Origin of the sequence: Thermococcus sp. 5-4 (genome assembly GCF_002197185.1) — an archaeon.
Lineage (GTDB): Archaea > Methanobacteriota_B > Thermococci > Thermococcales > Thermococcaceae > Thermococcus > Thermococcus radiotolerans.
This window is the reverse complement of record NZ_CP021848.1, coordinates 150,871-172,556: the sequence shown is the minus strand read 5'-3', so window position 1 is coordinate 172,556 and position 21,686 is coordinate 150,871. Positions and strand designations below refer to the sequence as shown.

Sequence of the window (21,686 nt, the reverse complement as noted above, 5' to 3'; positions counted from 1 at the left end):
CTTTTATAAAAGTTTTGGAGTGCTCGCCTGCATCAAAGGTTATTCACCACGACCTTTAAGCTTAACGCTCTGCCAGAGCAGGGCCACCGAAACGGGTGTGAATGCCAGCAGGGCAAGGTTGAGCGTTACAACCCCGTGGAGCTCCCCCAGAGAGTAGGCAAAGCCGAACAGCATTCCGCCCAGGAAAGTGGAGAGGTTCTGGACGCCGTTGACACCCCCAATGGCCAGGGAGGAGCGGTGGTAGCTCGCCAGAACCTTTCTGGAAATCGGTCTGAAGCTCTGGAAGGCGAAGAGGGCAAGGAATATCCCCAGAAAAACCGTCGGGGCTGTCTTTACTGCCGCAAGGAGCGGCGAAAGTGCTGCCATTATGGACGTGAGCAGAACCATCCGCCTCTCGCTCCTCACGTCGGCGAGCCAAGAGACGCCGTAGCTGAGCATCGCGGCGAGAAAACCCGCCCAGCCGATGAGCGTTGCGGTCGTTGCCTTCTCCATACCCAGGGCCTCGGAGACGTAGACGTAGGTTATCTCGCCGGACGTGAACGCCACTATCACCGCCATCAGCGAGGCGATGATTAGAACCCTCTTGGGTTCGAGGCTCGGCTTTTCACCGTCGGGAGTTTTCTTCCTTTTTGGCGTTATTCTCTCGTAGAGAAGGACGTAGCTGGCCACCATTATCAGGCCGGTCAGGATAAAGAACGCGGAGGAAATCCACATCTGCCCGCCCAGCCCGAGGTCTATCGTGTATGCGTAGACGTAGTTTCCGAGGAGGGAAGCGATGCTGCCAAAGAAGAAGTAGACCGCAGTAACCCTCGCCCTTATCTTCTTCGGAGTCGCCACGGCTATGACGAACTGCGCCATCGGCCAGCTCAGACCGTTGAGAAAACCGTTGAGGAGCTTTATCCCTGCAACCTGGAACCACGTCGAGGTCAGGGGGTAGAGCTGAACCGCCACGGCGTTTCCCATCATCGCTATCGCGCCGATGTAGACGAGCCTCTTGCCCCTTTCAAGCATCAACCCACCAAAGACGGAGGAAAATGCCCTCGCGAGCACGAACGACATCGAGACAATTGAAACGGATAGCATCGAAGCCTTGAGTATGTCGCGCGTGTAGAACGCTATGGCAGGGGTGGCGAGGCGGAAGGCTATCGTCCCGGTGAACGCCGAGACTATGAGAAGGATTATTCCAGCGAGGCGTCTTCGTTCCATCAGACCACCTTCTAAGCGTTAGGGCGAAGCTTTTAAAAGTATTGACCATGCCGAAGATTTTTCAGTTATCGGTGGAATAAATGAGTGGAGCTTCAACCAATCGGTGCACAATGCCAGCGAACCCTTTTTATATTTCCCCTCCAAACTCCCGCCGAGGTGATGCTGATGGAACTCAGGTTCGAAATGGAGTATGAAGAAGCCTACAGGGAGGTTTACGAGCTCGTCAAGCCGAAGTACAGGCTCTTTACCGCCGGTCCAGTTGCGTGCTTCCCAGAGGTTCTCGCGATAATGAGCGTCCAGATGTTCAGCCACCGCTCGGCCGAGGCCAAGAAGGTTCACGTTGACACCCTCAACAGACTCAAGGCTTTTCTTGAAGCCGAGAAAGGCGAGATAATAATGTTCCCCAGCTCCGGAACCGGTTTCATGGAAGCCGCTGTGAGAAACACCGTGCCGAGGGGAGGAAAGGTTCTCGTCACGACCGTGGGAGCCTTTGGAGACAGGTTCGCCGAGGTCGTCAACTCCAACGGCAGGGAAGCGGTTATCCTGAGGAAGGAGCCCGGCTACGCCGTCAAGCCGGAGGAGCTCGACGAGGCCCTCAGAAAGAACCCCGACGTCGTTGCGGTGACCATAACCTACAACGAGACCTCGACCGGCGTGCTGAACCCGCTCCCCGAGCTGGCAAAGGTCGTTCACGAGCACGACAAGCTACTCTTCGTCGATGCGGTCTCGGCCATGGGCGGCGCGGACATAAAATTCGACAAATGGGGCCTCGACATGATATTCGCCAGCTCCCAGAAGGCCTTCGGTGTCCCGCCCGGCCTGGCCGTCGCCGCTGTCAGCGAGCGCGTTTTTGAGATCGCCGAGAAGATGCCGGAGCGCGGCTGGTACTTCGACCTGCCGCTCTACAGGAAGTTCAACGAAAAGAAGAAGGGAACCCCATCAACTCCACCGCTTCCGCAGATATTCGGCCTCAACGTCGTGCTCAGGATAGTTGAGAAGATGGGCGGCAAGGATGCCTGGCTCGGAATGTACAAGAAGAGGAGCGAGACCATCCGCGAGGGCGTCAAGGAGATGGGCCTCGGCGTTCTGGCTGAGCCCGGCTACGAGAGCCCGACGATAACCGCTGTCGTCGTCCCCGAGGGGATGAAGGGCGTCGACGTCTACAACGCTATGCGCGAGCGCGGCTTCGAGCTGGCCAAGGGCTACGGAAGCGTGGCGGAGAAGACCTTCAGGATTGGAAACATGGGCTACATGACCTTCGAGGACATCGAGGAGATGCTCGCCAACCTCCGCGAGGTCATAGAAAAGCTTAAGGGCTGAGCCCTCTCCTTTTTATTCTAGTGAAGGTCATGGTCTCGAAGAAGTGGATAACCGCCTGGCTCGTCCTGAACTTCCTCATCTTCTGGTTCGTTGGACTGGCCTCAAGCGGTTATTCCCTGGAAGGCTACATGCCGGGCCAGAGTGAGAAGATAGACCTCTACACACCGATCGTTTATACCGCTCCGGAGGACAGACCGGTGGGAATCCTCTACATGGTGGACTACGACGGCGTTCTCTACTACTACATCGTCTGGGAGGACGAATACTTCAGCAACTCGCTGATAGACAAACTCTACCGCTTCTTCAGGGGCCTCGTTTACGGGGGCGCGACGCAGGACATAGAGGTCGTGAAGGTTAACCCCGAGAACGGCACCTTCTACTTCCAGACCTACGAGCACACCGATGTCCACGGAAAGCTCCTGGAGAACGGGAGCTGCCTGTGGGTGGACGAGAACGAGGTCATTCCAAACTGCACGGTTAACGGGACCCACATCAACGTTTACGTCGTAACCTGGAACCACATGCTGTCCCTAATCCCCGCCGAAGGCACCGAGAGGGCGGTTCTGCCCATGAAGCACATGACCCCCAACGACTACGTTGCCCTCGGAATGTTCAGGAGGACGCAGAAAACGATAGCCGGCGTCGCCGTCAACTCCCTGCTTCTGGCGGTGGTGGCTACGCTCGCGTTCAACGGCTTCATGTACGTCGCGTGGAGGAAGGGCTACCTAACGAAAGAGGGGCAGAGAAAGGTCAGAAACGAGATAAGGGACGGCTGGAGAAAGTTAAAGGAGCGTCTGAAAAAGCGCTCTAAATAAGGAGCCTGAGCTCCCCGTTCTTTACCTCGTATATGCGGTTTATGCTCTTCCTACCGGTTCTGAAGTCCCTCTTGAGCTCCACGACCACGTCGAACTTGTCGAAGGTTTCACCGCTTATCCTGAGCCAGTGCCTGACCTCATCCTTTATATCGTCAGTGAGGGCGAGGGAGGTCACTATAAAGGCGTAATCATCTATAAGCTCGCGGAATATCCTCGCGGCGTCAACGGTGTGAAGGGTGTCGATGACGACGTAGTCGGGATTCAAAGCTTTGATTTTTGAGATAACGTCCGAGGTGCGCCTCTCAAGGGGCTGGCTGTCGAACTGAGTATCTATGACGACGATGTTCGGCTTGAAGGGCTTGAACTCGCCGTAGGCGGTTATAACGGCCACCTTCCAGTCGTCGGGTATGAAGTGCATCAGCGCCTCAACGAGCTTGGTCTTTCCGGAGCGGCTGGAGCCAACTACTAGGATATCCTTCTTGGAGAGAATCGCGTTCTTCAGAACTCCCAATTGCTCCTCGGTTGCGGCGCCGTAGCGTATCAGGTCCTCAGGCGTGAATATGTACACTCCCATGCTTTACCACCATACAAGGTTCTCGACTGGCGTTATAACGCTATCGCCGGTGGGCTTTGATAAACGTCAAATAGAGCACAATATATCGTCGTATGTCCAAAAATTATCACATTTAAATGTCATATCTTGCCCAAAATCCAAAAGTTTTTGCACAAAGGCCATAAAGGGGAAAGTCTGTGGCAAAAATTAGGTGATAGATATGAACGCTCTCCAAATTGTGACCAGAAAAATTGAACCGGTTATGGAAATACAGACGAGAGTGATTGACTATATGACAAGATACATGGTGGGCGAGGGCTTCAAGTGGATGCTCCCAGTGATGCTCAGCTCCATAACAGACCCCCTCTGGCCGGATCCAGCGGCGGAAGAGGCGCTCAGACCGCCCGAAGTCGAGGTCTACGGCTCGAGGCTGAGACTGACCCACAGCATGATACTCCACAAGCAGATGGCGGTGGCGATGGGGATAGATAAGCTCTTCATCCTCTCGCCGAACGTGAGGCTTGAGGGACGCTCAGCTGACGACGGAAGGCACGCCTACGAGTTCACACAGCTCGACTTCGAGATAGCCCATGCCAGCATGGACGACGTGATGAGCCTCATCGAGGGCCTCATCAGTGGACTCTTCAAGGAGGCAAGGAGCTGGGGGCTCGAGAGGGAGGTGCCCAGAGTCAAGCCGCCCTTCAAGCGCTTCACCCTGGAGGAGATAAAGGAGGAGTTCGGAGACGAGGACGAGGCCAGCAAAGCCATGAAGGAACCCTTCTGGGTGACCGACATCAAGAGGGAGTTCTACGACAGGGAGGACCCCGAAAGGCCGGGGCACTTCAGGAACTACGACCTCTACCTGCCGGAGGGCTACGGTGAGGTCTCGAGCGGCGGCGAGAGGGAGTGGGAGTACGAGGTCATCGTCCGGAAGATGAGGAGCGCAGGGATAAGCCTCGAGGCATTCAGACCGTACCTTGAAGTGGCCAAGGCAGGTCTCCTGAAGCCCAGCGCCGGGGCCGGAATTGGCGTCGAGAGACTGATCCGCTACATGGTGGGGGCAAAGCACATAGCCGAGGTGCAGCCGTTCCCGAGGATTCCAGGTGTCCCCGCGGTCATCTGAGGCCTTTTTACATCTTCCCCTCTCAAAACCCATTTAAACGATTCCTTCCCTATTTCTTCGGGGATTTCTATGAGGAGGACTCTGTTTCCGGCACTGGAGAAGTTTGGGGCATACCTCAACACCGCGAGCCTCGGTCTGATGCCTTCAACCGCGGTTCTCGAGGCAACAAAGCTTCTCAACGACGTTATCGAGTTCAAAGGGGAGGTTAACTCGGTCGACTACATGGACGAGGTCGTTCTGAAGCCGCTGTTGGACGAGGCGGCGAAACTTATGAGGGTTAGTCCCGAAAACGTCGGTCTCTCAATACAGACCACAGAGGGCCTCAGGAGGATTCTGCTGGCACTCGAACCCATGAAGGGGCAGAACATCGTCTCGCTGGACACGGAGTTTCCAACCGTGCCCGCGCTTCTCAAGAGCTACGCAAGGCGTTTTAACCTCGAGCTGAGGGTCGTGAAGAACAGGAACGGGATTCACAGCCTGGAGGACATCGAAAAGGCCATAGACGACGACACCTTTGCGGTGGTTCTCAGCTCGGTGAACTGGGTCACTGGACAAAGGCTCAACCTGAGAGAGCTCTCGAGGATTGTCCACGAACACGGCGCCTGGCTGATAGTTGACGCCGTCCAGCACCTTGGAGCCCTGAGGCTGTTCCCCGAGAAGGAGGGCGTTGATGCGCTCTCGGCTGGCGGTGAGAAGTGGCTCATCAGTCCGGACACGGGGGCCGGCCTAATCTACGTCTCAGACGAGCTTCTGGAGAAAGTCAAGCCGATAACAGGATTACTCAACAACGAACCGCCGACGGGGGAGTGGGGCAGCTGGTGGGGATTGCCCGAGAAGGATCCTTGGGGTGAGCTGAAGCCCGCCAGGGGAGTCAAAAAGCTCGACTTCGGCGGCGGGCCGCCATACCTCATAGCTGCAGCCTTCAGAGCCTCGCTGAGGCTGATAAACGAGATAGGCATCGAGGAGATAGAGCGCCACAACCTCAAGTTAGCGGGCAGGATAAGGGACGAGGTTTTAAGTGCGGGCCTTGAAGTTCTCGCTGAGGGTTCCTCGATAGTCACGATAAAAACAGGGTTGAGCTACAAGGAAGAGGAGAGACTGCATGGGAAGCTCGCTGCGGAGGGAATCTCGGTCAGCCACCGCGGCGTTCTCGGCCACTACGGGATACGGGCTTCACCGCACCTGTACAACACGCCCGAGGACGTTGAGACTTTCCTTGAGGCGCTGTTCGGGGCTATGGGAGAATAAACCAAGACATCAAAGAGAAAAGAAAATCACGAGAAAAGCTCCAGCGGAGAGTAGCCTTCCCTCGCCATCTCCATTTTCAGTTTCATTCCGAAGGCGTTGGTGACGGTTCCGCTCTTCTCGACCCACACCCCGGCGGGAATCACGAGGACGTCGCCCCTCAGGTCCTCCACCGGCCTTCCGATCACGACGTAGGCCCCGCTCTCCGGGATTCCCGTTATTCCTGCCTTCAACAGTCCGGCGGCGTTGACCCCTTCATGGAGGATCAGCGTTGGAACGTCGAGAGGCTCTCCCCCTTCCACTATCGCAACGTCGTAGCCCTCCTCGACGATTTCCTTGCCCTTCAGGAGTATCTTGAGCAGCGGGAACTTCTCCAGGTCCGCCTTCAGGAGAACCCTCCTAGCGTTCCTTATGTCGTCCAGCGTGGCCGTGGATATGCCCCCGCTCACGGTTGAGCCTACTGGAATACCCCTCTCCTCGGCGAAGGCCTTGAGCCGGGCGATTTCTTCGTTCGTCAGCTCCGGCGTTAAGATCAGGGCGTAGCTCCTCTCGGAGAGGAACTTCTTGGCCTCTTCCCAGCCCACGGGTTCACCGTTGAGGAGCGGCCCGGCTAGGTCTTCGGCCCAGGGTCTGGCGAAGCGGCAGTAGTCGCAGAGGTGGCCGTTCCATGAGTTCTCTACCCTCGAAGCCCTCACGAGCATGCCGTCGTAGACCTCCACGTTCATCTCGCAGGCGAAGGAGCAGCCGTTGCAGACGGTTTTGACGGGCTTCGTCTTCCAGGGCCCGGGCTTGACGAACGGAAGCTTCTCGGTTATTGCCCCAACCGGACAGAGGTCTATCATCTCCCCGATGAACCTACCCTCCACCTCCCCGAGGCTCTCCCCGAGCGGCGGCGAGATCCTCGTCTTGAATCCGCGGAAGAGGTAGTCCAGCACACCCTCTCCGGCTATCTCGTGGGTGAAGTTGACGCACTGGCCGCAGAGGACGCACTTGTTGTTGTCGAGCGTCACCCACGGGTGGCTCTCGTCTATCTCGAACTTGTTCTGCTCGCCCTCGAAGGCATACTGTTCGGCACCGTAGAGCGTTGCATACTCCCTCAGCTTGCAACGGAAGACCTCCATACAGCCGCAGCTCATACAGCGCTGGGCCTCTTCAAGAACCTGCTCCTCGGTTAGGGCCGGCTCGACCTCCTCGAAGGTTCTCTTCCTCTTCTCTGGATCGAGGAGCTTCACCTTCGCCCTCGGCTTTCTTTCAACGTCCTCGTAGTCCTTCTCGGTTACTTTCTTCCAGTGGTTGTAGGGCCTGAGGTCGAAGAGAACTCTATACAGGTCGTCGTCGCTTAGGACTTCCTCGATGTGCCTCTCGGGCTCGGTGAGAACGGCTTTAGCCTTCTCCAGCTTTCCCTTGAGATATAGGTCTATCATTATCGCGGCTCTTCTTCCTGTGGCTATGCTCTCGATGACCGTTGACGGCCCGAGGACGAGGTCGCCGCCGGCGAAGACGCCGGGAACGCTCGTCTGGAGCGTCACCTCATCAACGAGGGCCTTTCCGCGCCTCGCCTCGATGCCGAGGCTCTTCAGGAACTCCTCGTCGCAGTACTGACCTATGGCAAGGATAACGTTGTCCGCTTTGACTTTAAACTCCGAGCCCTCAATCGGTATCGGCCTCCGCCTTCCGCTGGCGTCCGGCTCGCCGAGGCGCATCTTGATGAGCTCTACCTCCTCGACCTTCCTGTCTCCGAGAATCCTCACCGGGTTCGTGAGGAACATGAACTCAACGCCTTCCTCCATGGCCTCTTCCACTTCCCTCTCGTTGGCGGGCATCTCTGCCTTCGAACGGCGGTAAACGACGGTAACCTTTGCACCGAGCCTCAGAGCCGTCCTTGCAACGTCCATGGCCGTGTTTCCACCGCCGACGACTATAACGCGCTCCCCGAGCTCGACCCTCTCGCCCATGTTGACCTTCCTGAGGAACTCTATGCCGTGCATGACGCCTTCAAGCTCCTCGCCCGGAATCCCCATTTTCCTGCTTCTCCAGGCACCGACGCCGAGGAATACGGCATCATACTTCTCGCGGAGCTCCTCAAGGGTCACGTCCCTTCCGAGGGCGGTGTTGGTCTTCACCTCTATTCCCGTGTTGATTACGGTCGCTATGTCCCTGTCCAGAACGTCCCTCGGCAGCCTGTAGGGCGGAATGCCGTAACGGGTCATTCCGCCGAGCTCCGGCATTGCCTCGATTATGGTAACCTCGTGTCCCATCGTCCTGAGGTAGTAGGCGCAGGCAAGGCCAGCCGGCCCGCCTCCGACGACGGCTATCCTCTTTCCGGTTGAGGGCGGAATCTCGGGCATCCACGGGCCGTGCTCAAGGTCGTAATCTGCCGCGTATCTCTTCAGCTGCCTTATCGCGAGGGGCTCCTCCACGAGGTTCCTCCGGCAGGCGTCCTCACAGAAGGCCGGGCAGACCCTTCCAAGGACAGCCGGTAGGATGTACTTCTCCTTCATCAGCTTAACCGCCTCGTGATACTTGCCCATCGCTATGAGCGCGAGGTATCCCTGAACGTCGCTGTGGGCCGGACAGCCGTCCTGACAGGGGCCGATACAGTCGCCGTAGTGGTCAGAGAGGATGAGCTCAAGTGCCGTCTTCCTCATCGAAACGACTTCGTCGCTGAGGGTCTCCAACTCAAGCCCTTCCATCGGCTTGAGTGTGCACGAGGTGGTGACTCCCCTCTTGGTGGAGACGAGACAGAGCCTGCATGAGCCGTAGGGATCGAGCTCGTTCGTGTAGCAGAAGCCGGGAACGTGCTCCCCGATTTCACGGAGGAAGTCTATGAGCGGCTTTCCTTCCGGAGCGTCGATTTCCTTCCCGTTGACTATGATTTTGACCATTTCACTCACCCCCCGCATCGACTATCTCTATGGCGTTGAACCGGCACACCTCGTAGCAGGTCCCGCACTTGATGCAGGCAGACTGGTCGATGACGTGGGGCTTGAGCTTCTCGCCGCTTATCGCCTTCACCGGGCAGAATATAGCACACGCCGTACAGCCGGTGCACCTGTCGGTGATGATGACGTACCTGATGAGTGGCTTGCAGACCTTGGCGGGGCATTTTCCTTGGATATGGGCAAGGTATTCGTCCCTGAAGTAGCGGATGGTCGTTAGAACGGGGTTAGGTGCCGTCTGCCCGAGACCGCAGAGCGAACCGGCTTTGACCTGATATGCGAGCCGTTCGAGCTTTTCGAGGTCTTCCTCCGTTGCCTCGCCCTTGGTGAACTTGTCCAAGATTTCCCACATCCTTTTAGTGCCTAAACGGCAGAAGGTGCACTTCCCGCAGGATTCCTTCACGGTGAAGTCGAGGAAGAACTTGGCGACGTCGACCATACAGGTGTCCTCGTCCATGACGACCATTCCGCCGCTCCCCATTATCGCGCCGGTCGCGTTCACGCTCTCGTAGTCAACGGGTGTGTCGAAGAGATACTCCGGAATGCAGCCTCCTGAGGGACCGCCGAGCTGGACAGCCTTGATCCTCTTGCCGGTCTTGGTTCCTCCGCCTATCTCGTAGAGTATCTCCCTCAGCGTCATTCCCATCGGAACCTCAACGTTTCCGCCGTGCTTTATCTTGCCCGACAGGGCGAAGACTTTGGTGCCCTTGCTCTTCTCGGTCCCTATCGAGGCGTAGGCCTCCCAGCCGTGCTTGATTATCCACGGCACGTTCGCCCACGTTTCCACGTTGTTGATGTTGGTGGGCTTGTCCCATAGACCCTTTTGGGCCGGATAAGGCGGCCTCGGCCTCGGCATTCCGCGCTTGCCCTCTATCGAGGCTATCAGAGCCGTCTCCTCACCACAGACGAACGCTCCGGCGCCTTCCTTGATGACGATGTCGAAGGAGAACCCGCTTCCAAGGATGTTCTCACCGAGGAACCCCCTCTCGCGCGCCTGCTTCAGCGCTATCTTCAGCCTCCTTATGGCGAGCGGGTACTCTGCTCTCACGTAGATAAAGCCCTTCGTCGCTCCAATCGCGTAGGCACCAATTATCATACCCTCTATCACCCTGTGCGGGTCGCCCTCCAGGACGTTCCTGTCCATGAATGCTCCGGGATCGCCCTCGTCGGCGTTACAGACGATGTACTTGACGTCTCCCTTGGCTTCCCTCGCGAACTTCCACTTTAATCCCGTCGGGAATCCCGCACCGCCCCTTCCACGAAGCCCGGACTTCATGATGACGTCTATTATCTCCTCGGGCTTCATTTTGAGGGCCTTTTTCAGCGCCTCATAGCCACCGGCCGCTATGTACTCGTCGATGTTCTCGGGGTCTATGTAGCCGGAGTTTTCGAGCACTATCTTCCTCTGCTTGGCGAAGTAGCCATCAACGTCCCAGGTCTTCCTCTCGCCGTTCTCCCACCAGTCGCGCTTGACTATCCACTCCTCTATGGGCTTTCCGTTGATAACGTGCTCCTCTATAATCCTAGGAACCTTCTTGGGGTCGACGTGGCCGTATGTGATTATCTCCTCATCGGTGATGATGTCCACGAGGGGCTCGCGGTAGCACATGCCGACGCAGCCAACTATCTTGAGCTCCACGTCGAGGTTTCTCTTCTCGATCTCGGCCTTTATGGCCTCATAGGTTTCTCTCGCTCCCGCTGCTATCCCACAGGAGTTCATGCCGACGGCGATGGCCTTGATTTCAGACATCGAGCTTCCCCTCCCTGAGCTTTCTCATCAGTTTCCTGACTTTATCCGGCGTGAGCTTGCCGAATACCTTGTCGTTTATCATTATGACCGGTGCCAGGCTGCAGCATCCGAGACAGGCGACGCGCTCCAGCGTTACGAGGCCGTCCTCCGTCGTCTGTCCCTCTTCAATTCCAAGCTCCTCCGTTATGGCCTGGGATATATTCACCGCACCGTTGACGTGGCACGCCGTCCCGTGGCAGATTTTGACGACGTATTTTCCGAGGGGCTCGAAGCGGAACTGGGCGTAGAAGGTGGCCACACCGTAGACCCTGCTGAGGGGAATTCCGAGGTAGTTCGCAATCTCCTCAAGGGCCTCCCTGGGAAGGTAACCGAAGCGCTCCTGGGTTCTCTGAAGAAGAGGGATTAGAGAACTCGGTTCCGGCGGATAAGAGCGCATGTAATCGAACGAGGCTTCCATCTTGCATCACCGCAAGGATTTTTCGGAAAAGTTTCGACGTTAATGTTTATAAGAGTGCACTAAAGTACAAGTTTGTAACATCTGGTTGGCAACCATTTGTTTGAAAAATTCTTAAATCAATCCTTTACAAACTTAAAATTGCAAGCCCATTCAAGGCGGTGATGCCCTTGAGATACATAAAACTACCTTCCGAAAACTTTGAGAGGTTCTTCAAGTCACTTGAGGCCTGGGGTACCCTGTATGCCCCGGTAAAGAAGGGTGGCATCTATTCTTTCCAGGAAGTCCACGACCCGGCGGAGATAGCGCTGGACTACAACAGAACCATGCTCCCGCCGAAGAAGTTCTTCTTCAGGCCCAGAGAAGCGGTTCTCCGCATGAAAAACGGCCACTGGGAGGAAGAGATCGAAGCAGAACCGATGGTTCTCTTTGGACTCCATTCCTGCGATATCCACGGTCTGAAGATACTCGACAAGGTGTACCTCGACGAGCCGGCCGACCCGTACTACAAGAGCAGGCGTGAGAAGACCCTGATAATAGGAATAAGCTGCATGCCCGACGAGTACTGCTTCTGCAAGAGCCTCGGAACGCACTTCGCAATGGACGGCTTCGACCTGTTCCTGCACGAATTGCCCGACGGCTGGCTGGTCAGAATCGGGAGCGTCCGCGGCCACGAGATAGCCTGGGAGAACGGCGAGCTGTTCGAAGAGGTGACCGATGAGGACCTCGCCAACTTCAAGGAGTTCGAGGAGAAGCGCGCGAAAGCCTTCCAGAAGGAAGTCCCGCAGGAAGGCCTCGCCGACATGCTCGATTTAGCGTACAACAGCCCAGTGTGGAAGAAGTACGCTGAGATATGCCTCGCCTGCGGTAACTGCAACATGGTCTGTCCAACGTGCCGCTGCTACGAGGTCTGCGACAGCTGGATGGACGCATACAGCTCGGTGCGCGAGAGGCGCTACGACTCGTGCTTCATGGAGAACCATGGACTCGTCGCTGGAGGCCACAACTTCAGGCCTACGCGATTGGACCGCTTCAGGCACAGATACTACTGCAAGAGCTACTTTGACCCCACTGCCGGCTACAACTGCGTCGGCTGTGGAAGATGCGACGAGTTCTGCCCGGCGAAGATAGAGCACGTTAAGGTTCTTGAGGAGGTAAGGGGGTCCCTGAAATGAGCGAGAACCCGTACCAGACGTACGACGCAAGGATTCTCGAAGTGAAGGACCTAACGTCGAGGGAGAAGCTCTTCACACTGCGCTTCCTCGACCCCGAGGTTGAGGCCAAGTTCGACTTCAAGCCGGGACAGTTCGTCATCGTTGACATCCGCGGCTTCGGAGAGTTCCCGATAAGCATCTGCTCCTCACCCACGAGGAAGGGCTACTTCCAGCTCTGCATCAGAAAGGTTGGCAGGATGACCAAGTTCGTCCACAAGATGAAGGAAGGGGACGTCGTGGGAATCCGCGGGCCCTACGGAAACGGATTCCCCATGGAGAAGATGGAGGGCTCAAACCTGATTCTTGTCGCGGGCGGTCTCGGAATGGCACCCCTACGCTCGGTGCTCTGGTACGCCATAGACACCGGCAAGTACGAGAAAGTCTGGCTGCTCTACGGAACCAAGGCCTACGAGGATATCCTCTTCCGCGACGAGATAATACACCTCCTCAAGCACGGCGAGGCCATGAACTGCTCGGTAAAGCTGGCGTACGAGGTTGAGAGCCCATCGTGCATCTACCTCGAACAGGGCTTCTCGGACAGGGTGTGCAAGGGTGTCGTCACCGACCTCTTCAGGGGCGAGGAGTTCGACGTTAACAACACATACGCCCTCATCTGCGGCCCGCCGGTCATGTACAAGTTCGTCATAAGGGAGCTCCTGGACAGAAAGCTCTCACCTGGCAGGATTTACATGACCCTGGAGAGGCGCATGCGCTGCGGTGTCGGCAAGTGCGGCCACTGCGTCGTCGGAACCAGCGTCTCCATGAAGTACATCTGCCAGGACGGCCCGGTCTTCACCTACTGGGACGCTCTCTCCACGAGGGGGTTGATATGATGGACAAGCTCAAACTGGGGGTTTTCGAGCTTACCGACTGCGGCGGCTGTGCCCTCAACATGCTCTTCCTCTACGAGAAGCTCTTCGACCTCCTCGAATTCTACGAGATAACCGAGTTCCACATGGCGACGAGTCTCAGCGAGGAGAACCACTACGACGTCGCCCTCGTAACCGGAACCGTCTCGACCCAGCGCGACCTGAACCTGCTAAAAGAGGCAAGAAATCACTCCGAATACCTCATAGCCCTCGGAACCTGCGCAACCCACGGCTCGGTTCAGGCAAGCGTTGAACTCCCCATCAGGGAGAAGCTGAAGGCGGTCTACGGGGACGACGGCAACCCGATGCGCGCCCTCGACTCCAAGCCGGTCGTCGAATACGTAGCCGTTGATTTCGCCCTACCTGGCTGCCCGTACGACAAAAACGAGGTCTACCAGGTGCTTATGGACATAGCCAAGGGCATCGAGCCCGTCAGGAAGGACTATCCCGTCTGTCTGGAGTGCAAGCTCAACGAGTACGAGTGCGTGCTGGTAAAGAAAGGCCTTCCCTGCCTCGGCCCGATAACCTACGGCGGCTGCAACGCCGTCTGCGTGCGCTCGGGTCTGGGATGCATCGGCTGCCGCGGTCCGCTGCCAGGCGAGGTGAATCCGGCCGGGGAGTACGAGATACTCAAGGATCTCGGCTACGATGACGAGTACATCATAAGGAAGTTCAAGACCTTCGCGAGGTGGGAGCCATGATAATCGAGCTCCGCGAGTTCACGCGCGTTGAGGGCAACGGAAAGGCCGAGATAGTCATCGAGAACGGCGAGGTAAAGGACGTCAGGCTTAAGATCATCGAGGGGCCGAGATTCTTCGAGCTCCTGACCCTCGGAAGGCACTACTACGACGTTCCTGACCTCGAGGCCAGGATATGTGCCATCTGCTACCTCTCCCACAGCGTCGCTTCCGTCCTAGGAATCGAAAGGGCCTTCGGCGTTGAGGTTCCGGAGGAGATTGCCCTCATCAGGGAGCTCGGGCTCATAGGCGAACTGCTCGAGAGCCACGCGCTGCACCTGTACCTCCTCGTTGCGCCGGACGTGTTCGGTTACCCAGACGCCATAAGGATGGCCACGAAGCACGGGGAGCTGGTGAAGGAGGGCCTCGCCCTGAAGGCCTTCGGCAACAGGATAAGGGTGATGGTAGGCGGCAGGGAGATACACGGAATAAACGTCAAGCCCGGCGGCTTCGGCAGGTATCCAACGGTGGAGGAGCTCGAAAGGGTGGAGAAGGAAAGCGAAGCCCTCCTCAGGCTGGCGAGGAGAGCTGTGAGGCTCTTCGCCCAGCTGGATCCATACGGCGCCCAGGCAAGGCACTTCGTCGCCACCGACGGCTACCTCTGGGGTGAAAAGCTGGTCTCTGACGAGGAAGGTGCCTTCCACTACACCGAGAGGATAGAGGAGCGCTCCCTCGTCTACAGCTTCGCCAAACAGAGCCGCTACAAGGGTGAGGCGTTCTTCGTCGGGGCGCTGCCGAGGCTGCTCCTCAAGTCGGAGATGCTCACCCCCGGGGCCAAGAGGCTCTTCGAGGAGCACAGGGAGAAACTGGAGACCGGCTACGTCAGCTACAACAACCTGGCCCAGGCGATAGAGCTCGTCTATTCCCTCGAGAGGGCAAACGAGATAGCGAAGACCCTGCTCGATAGGGGCATCGAAGGGGAGAACGTCCCGGTTGAGCCCAGGGAGGGCGAGGGGATAGGCTACGTCGAGGCCCCGAGAGGGGTTCTGATACACCATTACAGGATAGACGCCAACGGTAAGGTCGCCTACTCCAACATAATAACCCCAACAGCGCTGAACCACGCGATGATGGAGGCCAGCCTGCTGGAGGAGGCGAGGAAGCTGTACGGTGAGGCCGACGAGAGGGCGATGATAGGAAGGCTCGAGGAGACCGTCAGGGCGTTCGACCCGTGCATCTCATGCTCCGTCCATCTGGTGAAGCTCTAGGCCGGCGAAAGATTTTTCCATTTTTATTTTCCGTACGTCCCCAATAAAGGGTGCTGGGCCGAGGATTCTTCCAAAACGTTTATATCTTTCCCAAATAACCTTTAAAAGGTGAGAGCCATGGAACAGGAAAAGGTCGCCGAAATCATCGACTCTGTTCTGCCCGGCGAAACGGTTCTGGTAACATACACCACATCCTACATCCCCGAATTCGCCCTGAAGTTCTTCATTGAGTACTCAAAGGAAAAGGGCATCCCCCTCGTTATTGATGATAATTTCGACACCCTTCACGCCATTATAATCCACGCTAAGACCATGGGACTTTCCCTGGACTTTGACAACGTCTACGTCCTGAAGACCGGGGGCAAGTTTGAGATAGGAAAAGTCCTGGCGAGGGTTCCGTTCCACCCGGATCCGAGGGTTTACCTCAAAAACTACGAGGAGAGCAGCGTTAAGGTCTTCAAGGAAATCCCCTCCCCGATGATAAACCTCGTCCTCGGGCTTGAGAACCTCTTCCTCGTCACGAGAACTCCCCTCGACACGTACCGCATCATACTGGCCATGCAGAGGTTCACAGGAAACGAAAGGAGGAAGGCGTTCTACCTGGTCAACGAGGGGATAATGAAGAGCCTCCCCGTCAAGAGCCTCTACGAGCTGGAAAGGATCTCCACGACGGTCATCAGGCTGACACCGTACCACACGGGAGCGGGGGTTAAAGTCCTGAAGAGCATCAACCCGAACTTGGTTGGCCTGGAGACGACGATAGACGCAGGGGGGTGGAGCTGATGGAGGCCCTCAAAAAACCCGTTCTGATTGCAGAAAAGGACCTAGACGAACTGCTGGAGCAGATCTGGCCAGGAGGGACCACCATAGTCGAGAACAGGGCATCGCTGGGGATAGAGTTCTCACTCCACGCATTCATCCAGTACTCGAAGAAGAAGGGAATCCCCCTCATAGTCGAGGACATATTCGACACACTACCGGTCTACATGACGCACCTTAGACTGATGGGGGTTCGGGTGAATGATTCCGACGTGAAGGTCATCAAGGTCGGAGGAACCCAGGAAGCCGGGGACGTAATAGCGAAGATAAAGTTCGGAAACGACCCCTACGTCTACCAGGAAAAGATCGATAGGGAGCTCCGGAAGATAACGGGCGACTCCATGTACGTACACCTCGTCCTCGGCCTAGAGAGACTGCTGGTCCTTCAGGGCGACGTCCGCAGCATCTACACCCTTATGGGGCTGATAAAGCAGAAACTTGGGGACGAGAGGAGAATCAACCTGTACCTAGTAGAAACGCCCATCATAGAAACCCTCGACTTCAATCCCCTCCCGATGCTCGAGGATCTTGCGACGTCGGTGATAGAACTCCAAGACGAGGACGAACTCATAGATATAAAGTTGAAAAAGTCGGTGTTCACCCTGCTCATGCACAGGGATCACCTGCTCGTCTCCCCGAGGGAGATACTGCGGTGGTGGATGTGAGCTTTCGGAGGTAGAATTCGCCGCGAGCGGCGATAGAGTGGCCCTCATGCTGGAGAACGGGATGTCCGCCGAAGAGGGGGATGTGCTGGAGGTATACCCGTGATAATACCGGGGAGCAACACGGGGCAAGTTTTAATTCCCCTTCGCCAATTTCTTCCGGGGGAAGAAGATGGGAATTTTCAAACGGTTCAGAAAGAAAAAGGACGAGCCGGAGATAGTCTCGAGGCACCCCGTCGGAAAGTTCAAAGTCATCGGGACGACCTACGTCCTCGGAAAGCAGGTTTTGGGTGGAGTTGTGCTTGAAGGTATCATATACCCAGGCTACAAGCTCAAGGGCGGGGGAATAGCGCTCGTTAGGGAGATACACATCCAGAACCGGAAGGTGGATTTCGTCGTGGAGCACGACGAGGCGGCCCTGGTTCTCGAGGGAAAGCTGAAGGTCAAAGATGGCGAAATCATAGAAGTTTACCGATCGTGAGGTGATGGTATGATAATCTGGGACGACCACTTCCACGTTGACCCCTACAAGGGGCTCTTCATTGAGGCCGTGAAGCAGTTCCACCGCGCTGGAGGGACGCATCTCGTCGTCGTTTACAAAACCGCCCACGACTACGGCTTCCCCGGGCTGAAGGCGGAGGACTTTATGAAGGCGATGGACTTCCACATCGAGCTCGTCGAGAAGATAAACAAGGAGACGCCCGTCAAGGCCTACGCCGTCGTCGGTGTGCACCCCGCGGAGTTCGTTTATCTCGCAGAGGAGAAAGGCCTCGAATACGCCAGAAACGAGGTCATGAAGGCCCTTGAATACGCCCAGAGGCTCTGCCTTGAGGGGAAGGCCATAGCCATAGGCGAGATAGGCAGGCCACACTACGAGGTGAGCGAGGAAATCTGGCAAGCGAGCATCGAGCTGATGAAGTACGGGATGAGCCTGGCCAAAGAAGCCGACTGCGCGGTTCAGCTCCACACCGAGAGTTTCGACGAGGAGAAGTTCAGGGAGCTTGGAAGATACGTGAGAGAGGTTGGAATAAAGCCGTATAAGGTCGTCAAACACTTCTCGCCGCCGCTCGTGAAGGTGGCAGAGGAGGTTGGAGTCTTCCCGAGCATAATAGCCAGCAAGAAGAACATCAAGGCGGCGATAGAGCAGGGGAACAGGTTCATGATGGAGACCGACTACATAGACGACAAGCGCCGTCCTGGTGCGGTGCTCGGGCCGAAGACAGTGCCGAAGAGGACGAAGGCATTCCTCCAGAACGGCCTCTTCACCGAGGACGACGTTTACAAGATTCACGTCGAGAACCCGAGGAAGGTCTATGAGGTAGAGGTGGAGGAGTGATCAAGAGTCATCACTTATTACCTCCACTCCTTTAATTGTCCTCCACTCAATGTTTATAGTACTCCTTGAATCAACTCTCTTAAGCTGTAACCAAGTATCATCAAAAACATTTTGCAAGATTCCAATGAACTCACGCCCATCTTGGGTATAAACTCTTAAAGTGATACTTTTACGTTCATTGGACAGTTTGAACCATTCTTCCCTAACTAGTTTGTCTTCTTTTTTGGAAAGACCCCATCCTAAAAGAATAATTGTTCCAAAAACTATTAGATAAACAGCTAAAAATTGTTCAGCAGAGTTTGAATTTAGAGTAGCTATCCCAAAAGAAGCTATAAACACCAAAGAACTTCCAAGATATATCCTGCTAACGGGATACAGGAAACTGTCCTTAAAAGCAAAAACAACATACGTTGCAAGTAGCATTAAGAACCAAGTAACAGAAGCCCACAATAACAGGATAATTGCGAGCGTGTTAAAAGTTAGAGGCGAAAGTTTATCATAGTACATGCCTACATAGCCTATAGTAAGTACAATAGGAATTAACAGCCCCAGCAATATCCCTATTGGAATTCCCCAAAACACTTCTCTCTGAAGATGCCTGCTGCCTAATTTAGACTGGGCATTTTTCTTGAGATTGTTTACAATATCCTTGAAATTCGGACTCTGTTCCAAAAGTATTCTCACAACGTTCTTACGTGAGGTCTCCCATGGAAAGTGCTGAGTAAAGTAGTACATTAAAATTGCAGATAGCAAACTAGCGGTACTTCCAATAATCGTTGAAATCGTAGTCAAGTCCATTGCTTTCACCTCATACATAATCCAATTATTTTGTTAAAGCCCTCACCAAGACGCCGCCTTCCTAACCACCCTCACAGTCCCGGGCCCTCCGATTTCTCCCTCCACTTCAAAGATTTTGCCAAGGAACTGCTCCACAACCCAGACGTTTGTGACGAGGTGGCTGGTGATCTCCGTTACCCCTATCTCGCCGCCCGCGAAGGCCAGGAACGGTATCAGATGGTCGCCGAGGAACCTGTCAACCGCTTTTCCGCCGGTCAGCTGGTCGAGAAGCTCATCGGCGGCTTCCCTGCCAACAACCTCTGCCGACTTTCCGCGTTTTCCAAGGGCATCCCCTCCGAGCCTCAGCGAATCTGTCTCAGCCCAGACGACGATGCCGCTTCCCGGCCCAAGGGAGCGTGAGATCTCGGTCTCTATCTCGACTGGGACGCTGTAAAGCTCCTCAAGCCTCTCCCTCGCTGCCTTTGCCTGCCTCTCAGCGACGTGGGCCGGCAGATTTGTTGCGTGGCTTATCCCGACGAAGCGCTCCACCTTGCCCCATTCGATGGCCTCCAGGGACTTCCTCTCCTCCCAAGGCTCGATCCTTCCGGTGACCAGCCCGCCGCCCTTCGGGTAGTGGCCCCTTCTCCTGATTTCGAGCTCGGCCTCAACCCCCATCTTTCCGAGGGCGTAGAGCGTTACGTTCTTCAGGTAGTCAGCTGGAGGGCTCCAAGGGACGTCGGTTCCGCCGGTTATCTCAAAGCTCCCGCCCGTGAAGGCCATCGCCGGTAGCAGAGCCTGAAGCACGAGGGTTATACTACCGGCGGTCTTTATGGGAACGCGGACGTGCCTTGGCTCGGCCTTCCCTGGAACGAACTCAAGAACCGTCGAGCCGACCTGGGCGCCATTAACCCTTGCGCCGCTCAGCTCCTTCAAGGCCAAAATCCCGTGGAGGTGCTGCGGTCTGAGACCGGGGTTTGGTCTGTTCGCGCGAATCTTGACGATTTTAACAGGCTTTTCGGTGATGACGGAGAGGGCTATGGCGGTCCTCAGTATCTGCCCCCCACCCTCGCCGTAGGAACCGTCTATCACTATCATCTCTCCCACCGTTAGGAGTTTCGATGGGAACGCTAAAAATTTTGCCGAAAGGCTTTTACTCGGTGAAGTCAACTCCAAGCGGTGTGAGTATGGACGAACTTGAGTTCTGCATCAAGAGCATGAGCTATCCCCTGGGCATGCCCATCGAGAACCTCCGGAGGGAGAGGGGCCGCGTTGCCACGATTTCGGGGGATACCCTGGTTGTGCCGGAAGCTCCCCTGGCGGTCGGGTGTTACCTCACTGCCCTGGTCGTCTTCGCAAGTCTCGACGTGGTGGACAGGAAACGCCTGAGCGACGATTACCAGAGGTTCGAGGAGTTCAGGCTGAAGATTCTGGGCTCAGAACTAGGGAACGCCGTTGGAAAATACCTCAGAGAACCCTGGGAGTACATCCGGGTGGAGACCTCAACGGCCATAGACTGGCTGGAGTTCGAGAGGCGGGAAGAGAAGGTACGACCGTACCTTAAAAGAATCGTGGAGCTCAGGGAGAGAACTCCAGACCGCTCCGAGTTTCTAGCGAAGACGGACTTTCTGAGAGAGCTGAGCGTTGACGATGCTCTGCTCTTAAGCTACCTGGCCGACGAAGCAGGGCTCAGGGAGCTTGTAAACGCCGCCTTCGGCAAGCACAACAGAGATTTCCGCGGGATGGTCGTTCGCTACTTCAAGGCCCTCCGAGGTTGAGCCTCACAGCGAGGGAAAGGGCCTCCTCAGGAGAAAGCCGCTTCCGTGTCATGAGGGCCCTGACCAGCCTGGCCAGGGCATCGACGTTTCTCAGATTCAGCCTCTCAGGGGGATAGTCGAGGAAACGCTCCGGCTCAACCCTGAAGCCCAGTCTCTCCGATAGCTCTGCCGCGAACTCCTCGACGGTGAGGGGCGGGAGGCGGACGATGGCGGGAAAATCCAGGGAGGAATACTTCCCCGCGTCCTTCGTTTCCACAACAATGGGAAAATCCCTCTCCTTTTCAAGCAGTTCGTAGACTTCCTTGAGCGGCGGCTCCCTCAGAAGAACCGCGTTTGGAGGGAGGACTTCTCCCAGCTCGGTTCCCCTCAGGTTCTCGACGAGAACGTCAACGCCGAGCGAGAGCACGTCCAGTGGCTCGAACTCGGGAACGGGCTCTTCCTTCACATCCTCCCCCTTTTCGAAGGTTATGCGCTGATAGAGAGCCTCGCTGACGAGCGTGAACTGGTAGATCCTCTCAACGCCCTCCAGGTAGAGAACCCCGTTGGAGAGTAGCCTGAGGCCGAGCCGGGCGAGGGAGGCGCTGAGCGAGGCCTCGCTCTTCGTTGTTATCGCCTTCCTCTCCCCTACTTCCTCGCTCCCCCTGCTGACGAGACGGTAGTCGCCGGGAAAGAGGCCCTTGGCACTGAAGAACTCCTCTAGGGTCTGCTTTGCCTTCTCCTCGCTGACCGCGTAGACCTTGATGAACTCCACGTTTTCATCGCGGTCAACTCCTATCAGCACGACCGCGTCGCGCCTTTCCTTCGGAATCAGTATGTCCTCCATACCCATCGCCGGTTCGTTTCTGCTGATTTGATGGCCAAAAATCGAGAGCGCGGAAGTTAGA

At 56.3% G+C, this 21,686-nt stretch carries 21 protein-coding genes; 13 read left to right on the top strand and 8 right to left on the bottom strand.

Features of this window, described 5'->3' with window-relative positions:
• Positions 1-39: 39 nt before the first annotated feature.
• Positions 40-1,206 (bottom strand): MFS transporter, encoded by a 1,167-nt coding sequence (locus CDI07_RS00980; protein WP_088179839.1) that lies wholly within the window; start codon positions 1,204-1,206, stop codon positions 40-42.
• Between the two features lie 165 nt (positions 1,207-1,371).
• Here CDI07_RS00980 and CDI07_RS00975 point away from each other — a divergent pair, with 165 nt between their 5' ends.
• Both CDI07_RS00975 and CDI07_RS00970 read left to right on the top strand, forming a co-directional pair.
• Positions 1,372-2,526, top strand: coding sequence for an alanine--glyoxylate aminotransferase family protein (locus tag CDI07_RS00975; protein WP_088179838.1), 1,155 nt, complete (start codon positions 1,372-1,374; stop codon positions 2,524-2,526).
• A gap of 29 nt (positions 2,527-2,555) precedes the next feature.
• A complete protein-coding gene (locus tag CDI07_RS00970) occupies positions 2,556-3,341 on the top strand; it encodes a hypothetical protein (protein WP_088179837.1) in 786 nt (261 codons plus the stop codon).
• Here CDI07_RS00970 and CDI07_RS00965 read toward each other — a convergent pair.
• A complete protein-coding gene (locus CDI07_RS00965; RefSeq protein ID WP_088179836.1) occupies positions 3,334-3,915 on the bottom strand; it encodes a Flp pilus assembly complex ATPase component TadA in 582 nt (193 codons plus the stop codon). The genes CDI07_RS00970 and CDI07_RS00965 overlap by 8 nt on opposite strands.
• Positions 3,916-4,114: 199 nt before the next feature.
• Between CDI07_RS00965 and CDI07_RS00960 the strand changes: the two genes are divergently transcribed.
• Positions 4,115-5,017 carry an asparagine synthetase A gene (locus tag CDI07_RS00960; protein ID WP_088179835.1) on the top strand — a complete coding sequence of 301 codons (903 nt, stop codon included), beginning with the start codon at positions 4,115-4,117 and terminating at the stop codon, positions 5,015-5,017.
• Between the two features lie 69 nt (positions 5,018-5,086).
• Positions 5,087-6,265, top strand: coding sequence for an aminotransferase class V-fold PLP-dependent enzyme (locus tag CDI07_RS00955; protein WP_088179834.1), 1,179 nt, complete (start codon positions 5,087-5,089; stop codon positions 6,263-6,265).
• Positions 6,266-6,291: 26 nt separating this feature from the next.
• On the opposite strand, the gene CDI07_RS00950 is transcribed toward CDI07_RS00955, so the two are convergent.
• From CDI07_RS00950 to nuoE, 3 genes are read right to left on the bottom strand one after another with little or no spacing between them, the layout of a single operon-like run.
• Entirely contained in the window at positions 6,292-9,147 is a 2,856-nt protein-coding gene (locus tag CDI07_RS00950; protein WP_088179833.1) for an NAD(P)-binding protein, read from the bottom strand.
• 1 nt (position 9,148) lies between these two features.
• Positions 9,149-10,951, bottom strand: coding sequence for an NADH-quinone oxidoreductase subunit NuoF (gene nuoF / locus CDI07_RS00945; RefSeq protein WP_088179832.1), 1,803 nt, complete (start codon positions 10,949-10,951; stop codon positions 9,149-9,151).
• Positions 10,944-11,408 (bottom strand): NADH-quinone oxidoreductase subunit NuoE, encoded by a 465-nt coding sequence (gene nuoE, locus CDI07_RS00940; RefSeq protein WP_088179831.1) that lies wholly within the window; start codon positions 11,406-11,408, stop codon positions 10,944-10,946. Before nuoE ends, nuoF begins: the two co-directional genes overlap by 8 nt.
• A 167-nt stretch (positions 11,409-11,575) precedes the next feature.
• On the opposite strand from nuoE, the gene shyB reads away from it, so the two are divergent.
• The 8 genes from shyB (at position 11,576) to CDI07_RS00900 (ending at position 18,250) form a co-directional block, all read left to right on the top strand.
• Positions 11,576-12,580 carry an NAD(P)-dependent hydrogenase/sulfhydrogenase 2 subunit beta gene (gene shyB, locus CDI07_RS00935; protein ID WP_088179830.1) on the top strand — a complete coding sequence of 335 codons (1,005 nt, stop codon included), beginning with the start codon at positions 11,576-11,578 and terminating at the stop codon, positions 12,578-12,580.
• Complete coding sequence (shyC, locus tag CDI07_RS00930) at positions 12,577-13,452, top strand: NAD(P)-dependent hydrogenase/sulfhydrogenase 2 subunit gamma (RefSeq protein ID WP_088179829.1); 876 nt, start codon at positions 12,577-12,579, stop codon at positions 13,450-13,452. Before shyB ends, shyC begins: the two co-directional genes overlap by 4 nt.
• Positions 13,449-14,189 carry an NAD(P)-dependent hydrogenase/sulfhydrogenase 2 subunit delta gene (gene shyD, locus CDI07_RS00925; protein ID WP_088179828.1) on the top strand — a complete coding sequence of 247 codons (741 nt, stop codon included), beginning with the start codon at positions 13,449-13,451 and terminating at the stop codon, positions 14,187-14,189. The genes shyC and shyD overlap by 4 nt, the downstream gene beginning before the upstream one ends.
• Positions 14,186-15,433, top strand: a complete 1,248-nt coding sequence (gene shyA, locus CDI07_RS00920) for an NAD(P)-dependent hydrogenase/sulfhydrogenase 2 subunit alpha (protein WP_088179827.1) — start codon at positions 14,186-14,188, stop codon at positions 15,431-15,433. Before shyD ends, shyA begins: the two co-directional genes overlap by 4 nt.
• Before the next feature lie 117 nt (positions 15,434-15,550).
• Entirely contained in the window at positions 15,551-16,216 is a 666-nt protein-coding gene (locus tag CDI07_RS00915) for a DUF257 family protein (protein WP_088179826.1), read from the top strand.
• Entirely contained in the window at positions 16,216-16,917 is a 702-nt protein-coding gene (locus CDI07_RS00910) for a DUF257 family protein (RefSeq protein WP_088179825.1), read from the top strand. Before CDI07_RS00915 ends, CDI07_RS00910 begins: the two co-directional genes overlap by 1 nt.
• Positions 16,918-17,086: 169 nt before the next feature.
• A complete protein-coding gene (gene pbp11, locus CDI07_RS00905; protein WP_088179824.1) occupies positions 17,087-17,395 on the top strand; it encodes a tRNA-binding protein Pbp11 in 309 nt (102 codons plus the stop codon).
• 9 nt (positions 17,396-17,404) lie between these two features.
• The gene (locus CDI07_RS00900) at positions 17,405-18,250 is read left to right on the top strand and encodes a TatD family hydrolase (RefSeq protein WP_088179823.1); all 846 of its coding nucleotides are present in this window, start codon (positions 17,405-17,407) and stop codon (positions 18,248-18,250) included.
• Here the strand turns inward: CDI07_RS00900 and CDI07_RS00895 are convergent, their stop codons facing one another.
• The gene (locus CDI07_RS00895; RefSeq protein ID WP_145954964.1) at positions 18,251-19,057 is read right to left on the bottom strand and encodes a hypothetical protein; all 807 of its coding nucleotides are present in this window, start codon (positions 19,055-19,057) and stop codon (positions 18,251-18,253) included.
• A gap of 33 nt (positions 19,058-19,090) precedes the next feature.
• The gene (rtcA, locus tag CDI07_RS00890) at positions 19,091-20,122 is read right to left on the bottom strand and encodes an RNA 3'-terminal phosphate cyclase (protein WP_088179821.1); all 1,032 of its coding nucleotides are present in this window, start codon (positions 20,120-20,122) and stop codon (positions 19,091-19,093) included.
• An 89-nt stretch (positions 20,123-20,211) separates the two neighbouring features.
• Between rtcA and CDI07_RS00885 the strand changes: the two genes are divergently transcribed.
• On the top strand, positions 20,212-20,802 hold the full coding sequence (locus CDI07_RS00885) for a hypothetical protein (protein ID WP_088179820.1): 591 nt from the start codon (positions 20,212-20,214) through the stop codon (positions 20,800-20,802).
• Here CDI07_RS00885 and CDI07_RS00880 read toward each other — a convergent pair.
• Positions 20,783-21,625 (bottom strand): hypothetical protein, encoded by an 843-nt coding sequence (locus tag CDI07_RS00880; RefSeq protein ID WP_168169226.1) that lies wholly within the window; start codon positions 21,623-21,625, stop codon positions 20,783-20,785. The genes CDI07_RS00885 and CDI07_RS00880 overlap by 20 nt on opposite strands.
• Positions 21,626-21,686: the final 61 nt, after the last annotated feature.

Coding starts and splice junctions, on each gene's coding strand:
- CDI07_RS00980 (WP_088179839.1), bottom strand. CDS start 1,206: ATGGAACGAAGACGCCTCGCTGGAATAATCCTTCTCATAGTCTCGGCG.
- CDI07_RS00975 (WP_088179838.1), top strand. CDS start 1,372: ATGGAACTCAGGTTCGAAATGGAGTATGAAGAAGCCTACAGGGAGGTT.
- CDI07_RS00970 (WP_088179837.1), top strand. CDS start 2,556: ATGGTCTCGAAGAAGTGGATAACCGCCTGGCTCGTCCTGAACTTCCTC.
- CDI07_RS00965 (WP_088179836.1), bottom strand. CDS start 3,915: ATGGGAGTGTACATATTCACGCCTGAGGACCTGATACGCTACGGCGCC.
- CDI07_RS00960 (WP_088179835.1), top strand. CDS start 4,115: ATGAACGCTCTCCAAATTGTGACCAGAAAAATTGAACCGGTTATGGAA.
- CDI07_RS00955 (WP_088179834.1), top strand. CDS start 5,087: ATGAGGAGGACTCTGTTTCCGGCACTGGAGAAGTTTGGGGCATACCTC.
- CDI07_RS00950 (WP_088179833.1), bottom strand. CDS start 9,147: ATGGTCAAAATCATAGTCAACGGGAAGGAAATCGACGCTCCGGAAGGA.
- nuoF (WP_088179832.1), bottom strand. CDS start 10,951: ATGTCTGAAATCAAGGCCATCGCCGTCGGCATGAACTCCTGTGGGATA.
- nuoE (WP_088179831.1), bottom strand. CDS start 11,408: ATGGAAGCCTCGTTCGATTACATGCGCTCTTATCCGCCGGAACCGAGT.
- shyC (WP_088179829.1), top strand. CDS start 12,577: ATGAGCGAGAACCCGTACCAGACGTACGACGCAAGGATTCTCGAAGTG.
- shyD (WP_088179828.1), top strand. CDS start 13,449: ATGATGGACAAGCTCAAACTGGGGGTTTTCGAGCTTACCGACTGCGGC.
- shyA (WP_088179827.1), top strand. CDS start 14,186: ATGATAATCGAGCTCCGCGAGTTCACGCGCGTTGAGGGCAACGGAAAG.
- CDI07_RS00915 (WP_088179826.1), top strand. CDS start 15,551: ATGGAACAGGAAAAGGTCGCCGAAATCATCGACTCTGTTCTGCCCGGC.
- CDI07_RS00910 (WP_088179825.1), top strand. CDS start 16,216: ATGGAGGCCCTCAAAAAACCCGTTCTGATTGCAGAAAAGGACCTAGAC.
- pbp11 (WP_088179824.1), top strand. CDS start 17,087: ATGGGAATTTTCAAACGGTTCAGAAAGAAAAAGGACGAGCCGGAGATA.
- CDI07_RS00900 (WP_088179823.1), top strand. CDS start 17,405: ATGATAATCTGGGACGACCACTTCCACGTTGACCCCTACAAGGGGCTC.
- rtcA (WP_088179821.1), bottom strand. CDS start 20,122: ATGATAGTGATAGACGGTTCCTACGGCGAGGGTGGGGGGCAGATACTG.
- CDI07_RS00885 (WP_088179820.1), top strand. CDS start 20,212: ATGGACGAACTTGAGTTCTGCATCAAGAGCATGAGCTATCCCCTGGGC.
- CDI07_RS00880 (WP_168169226.1), bottom strand. CDS start 21,625: ATGGAGGACATACTGATTCCGAAGGAAAGGCGCGACGCGGTCGTGCTG.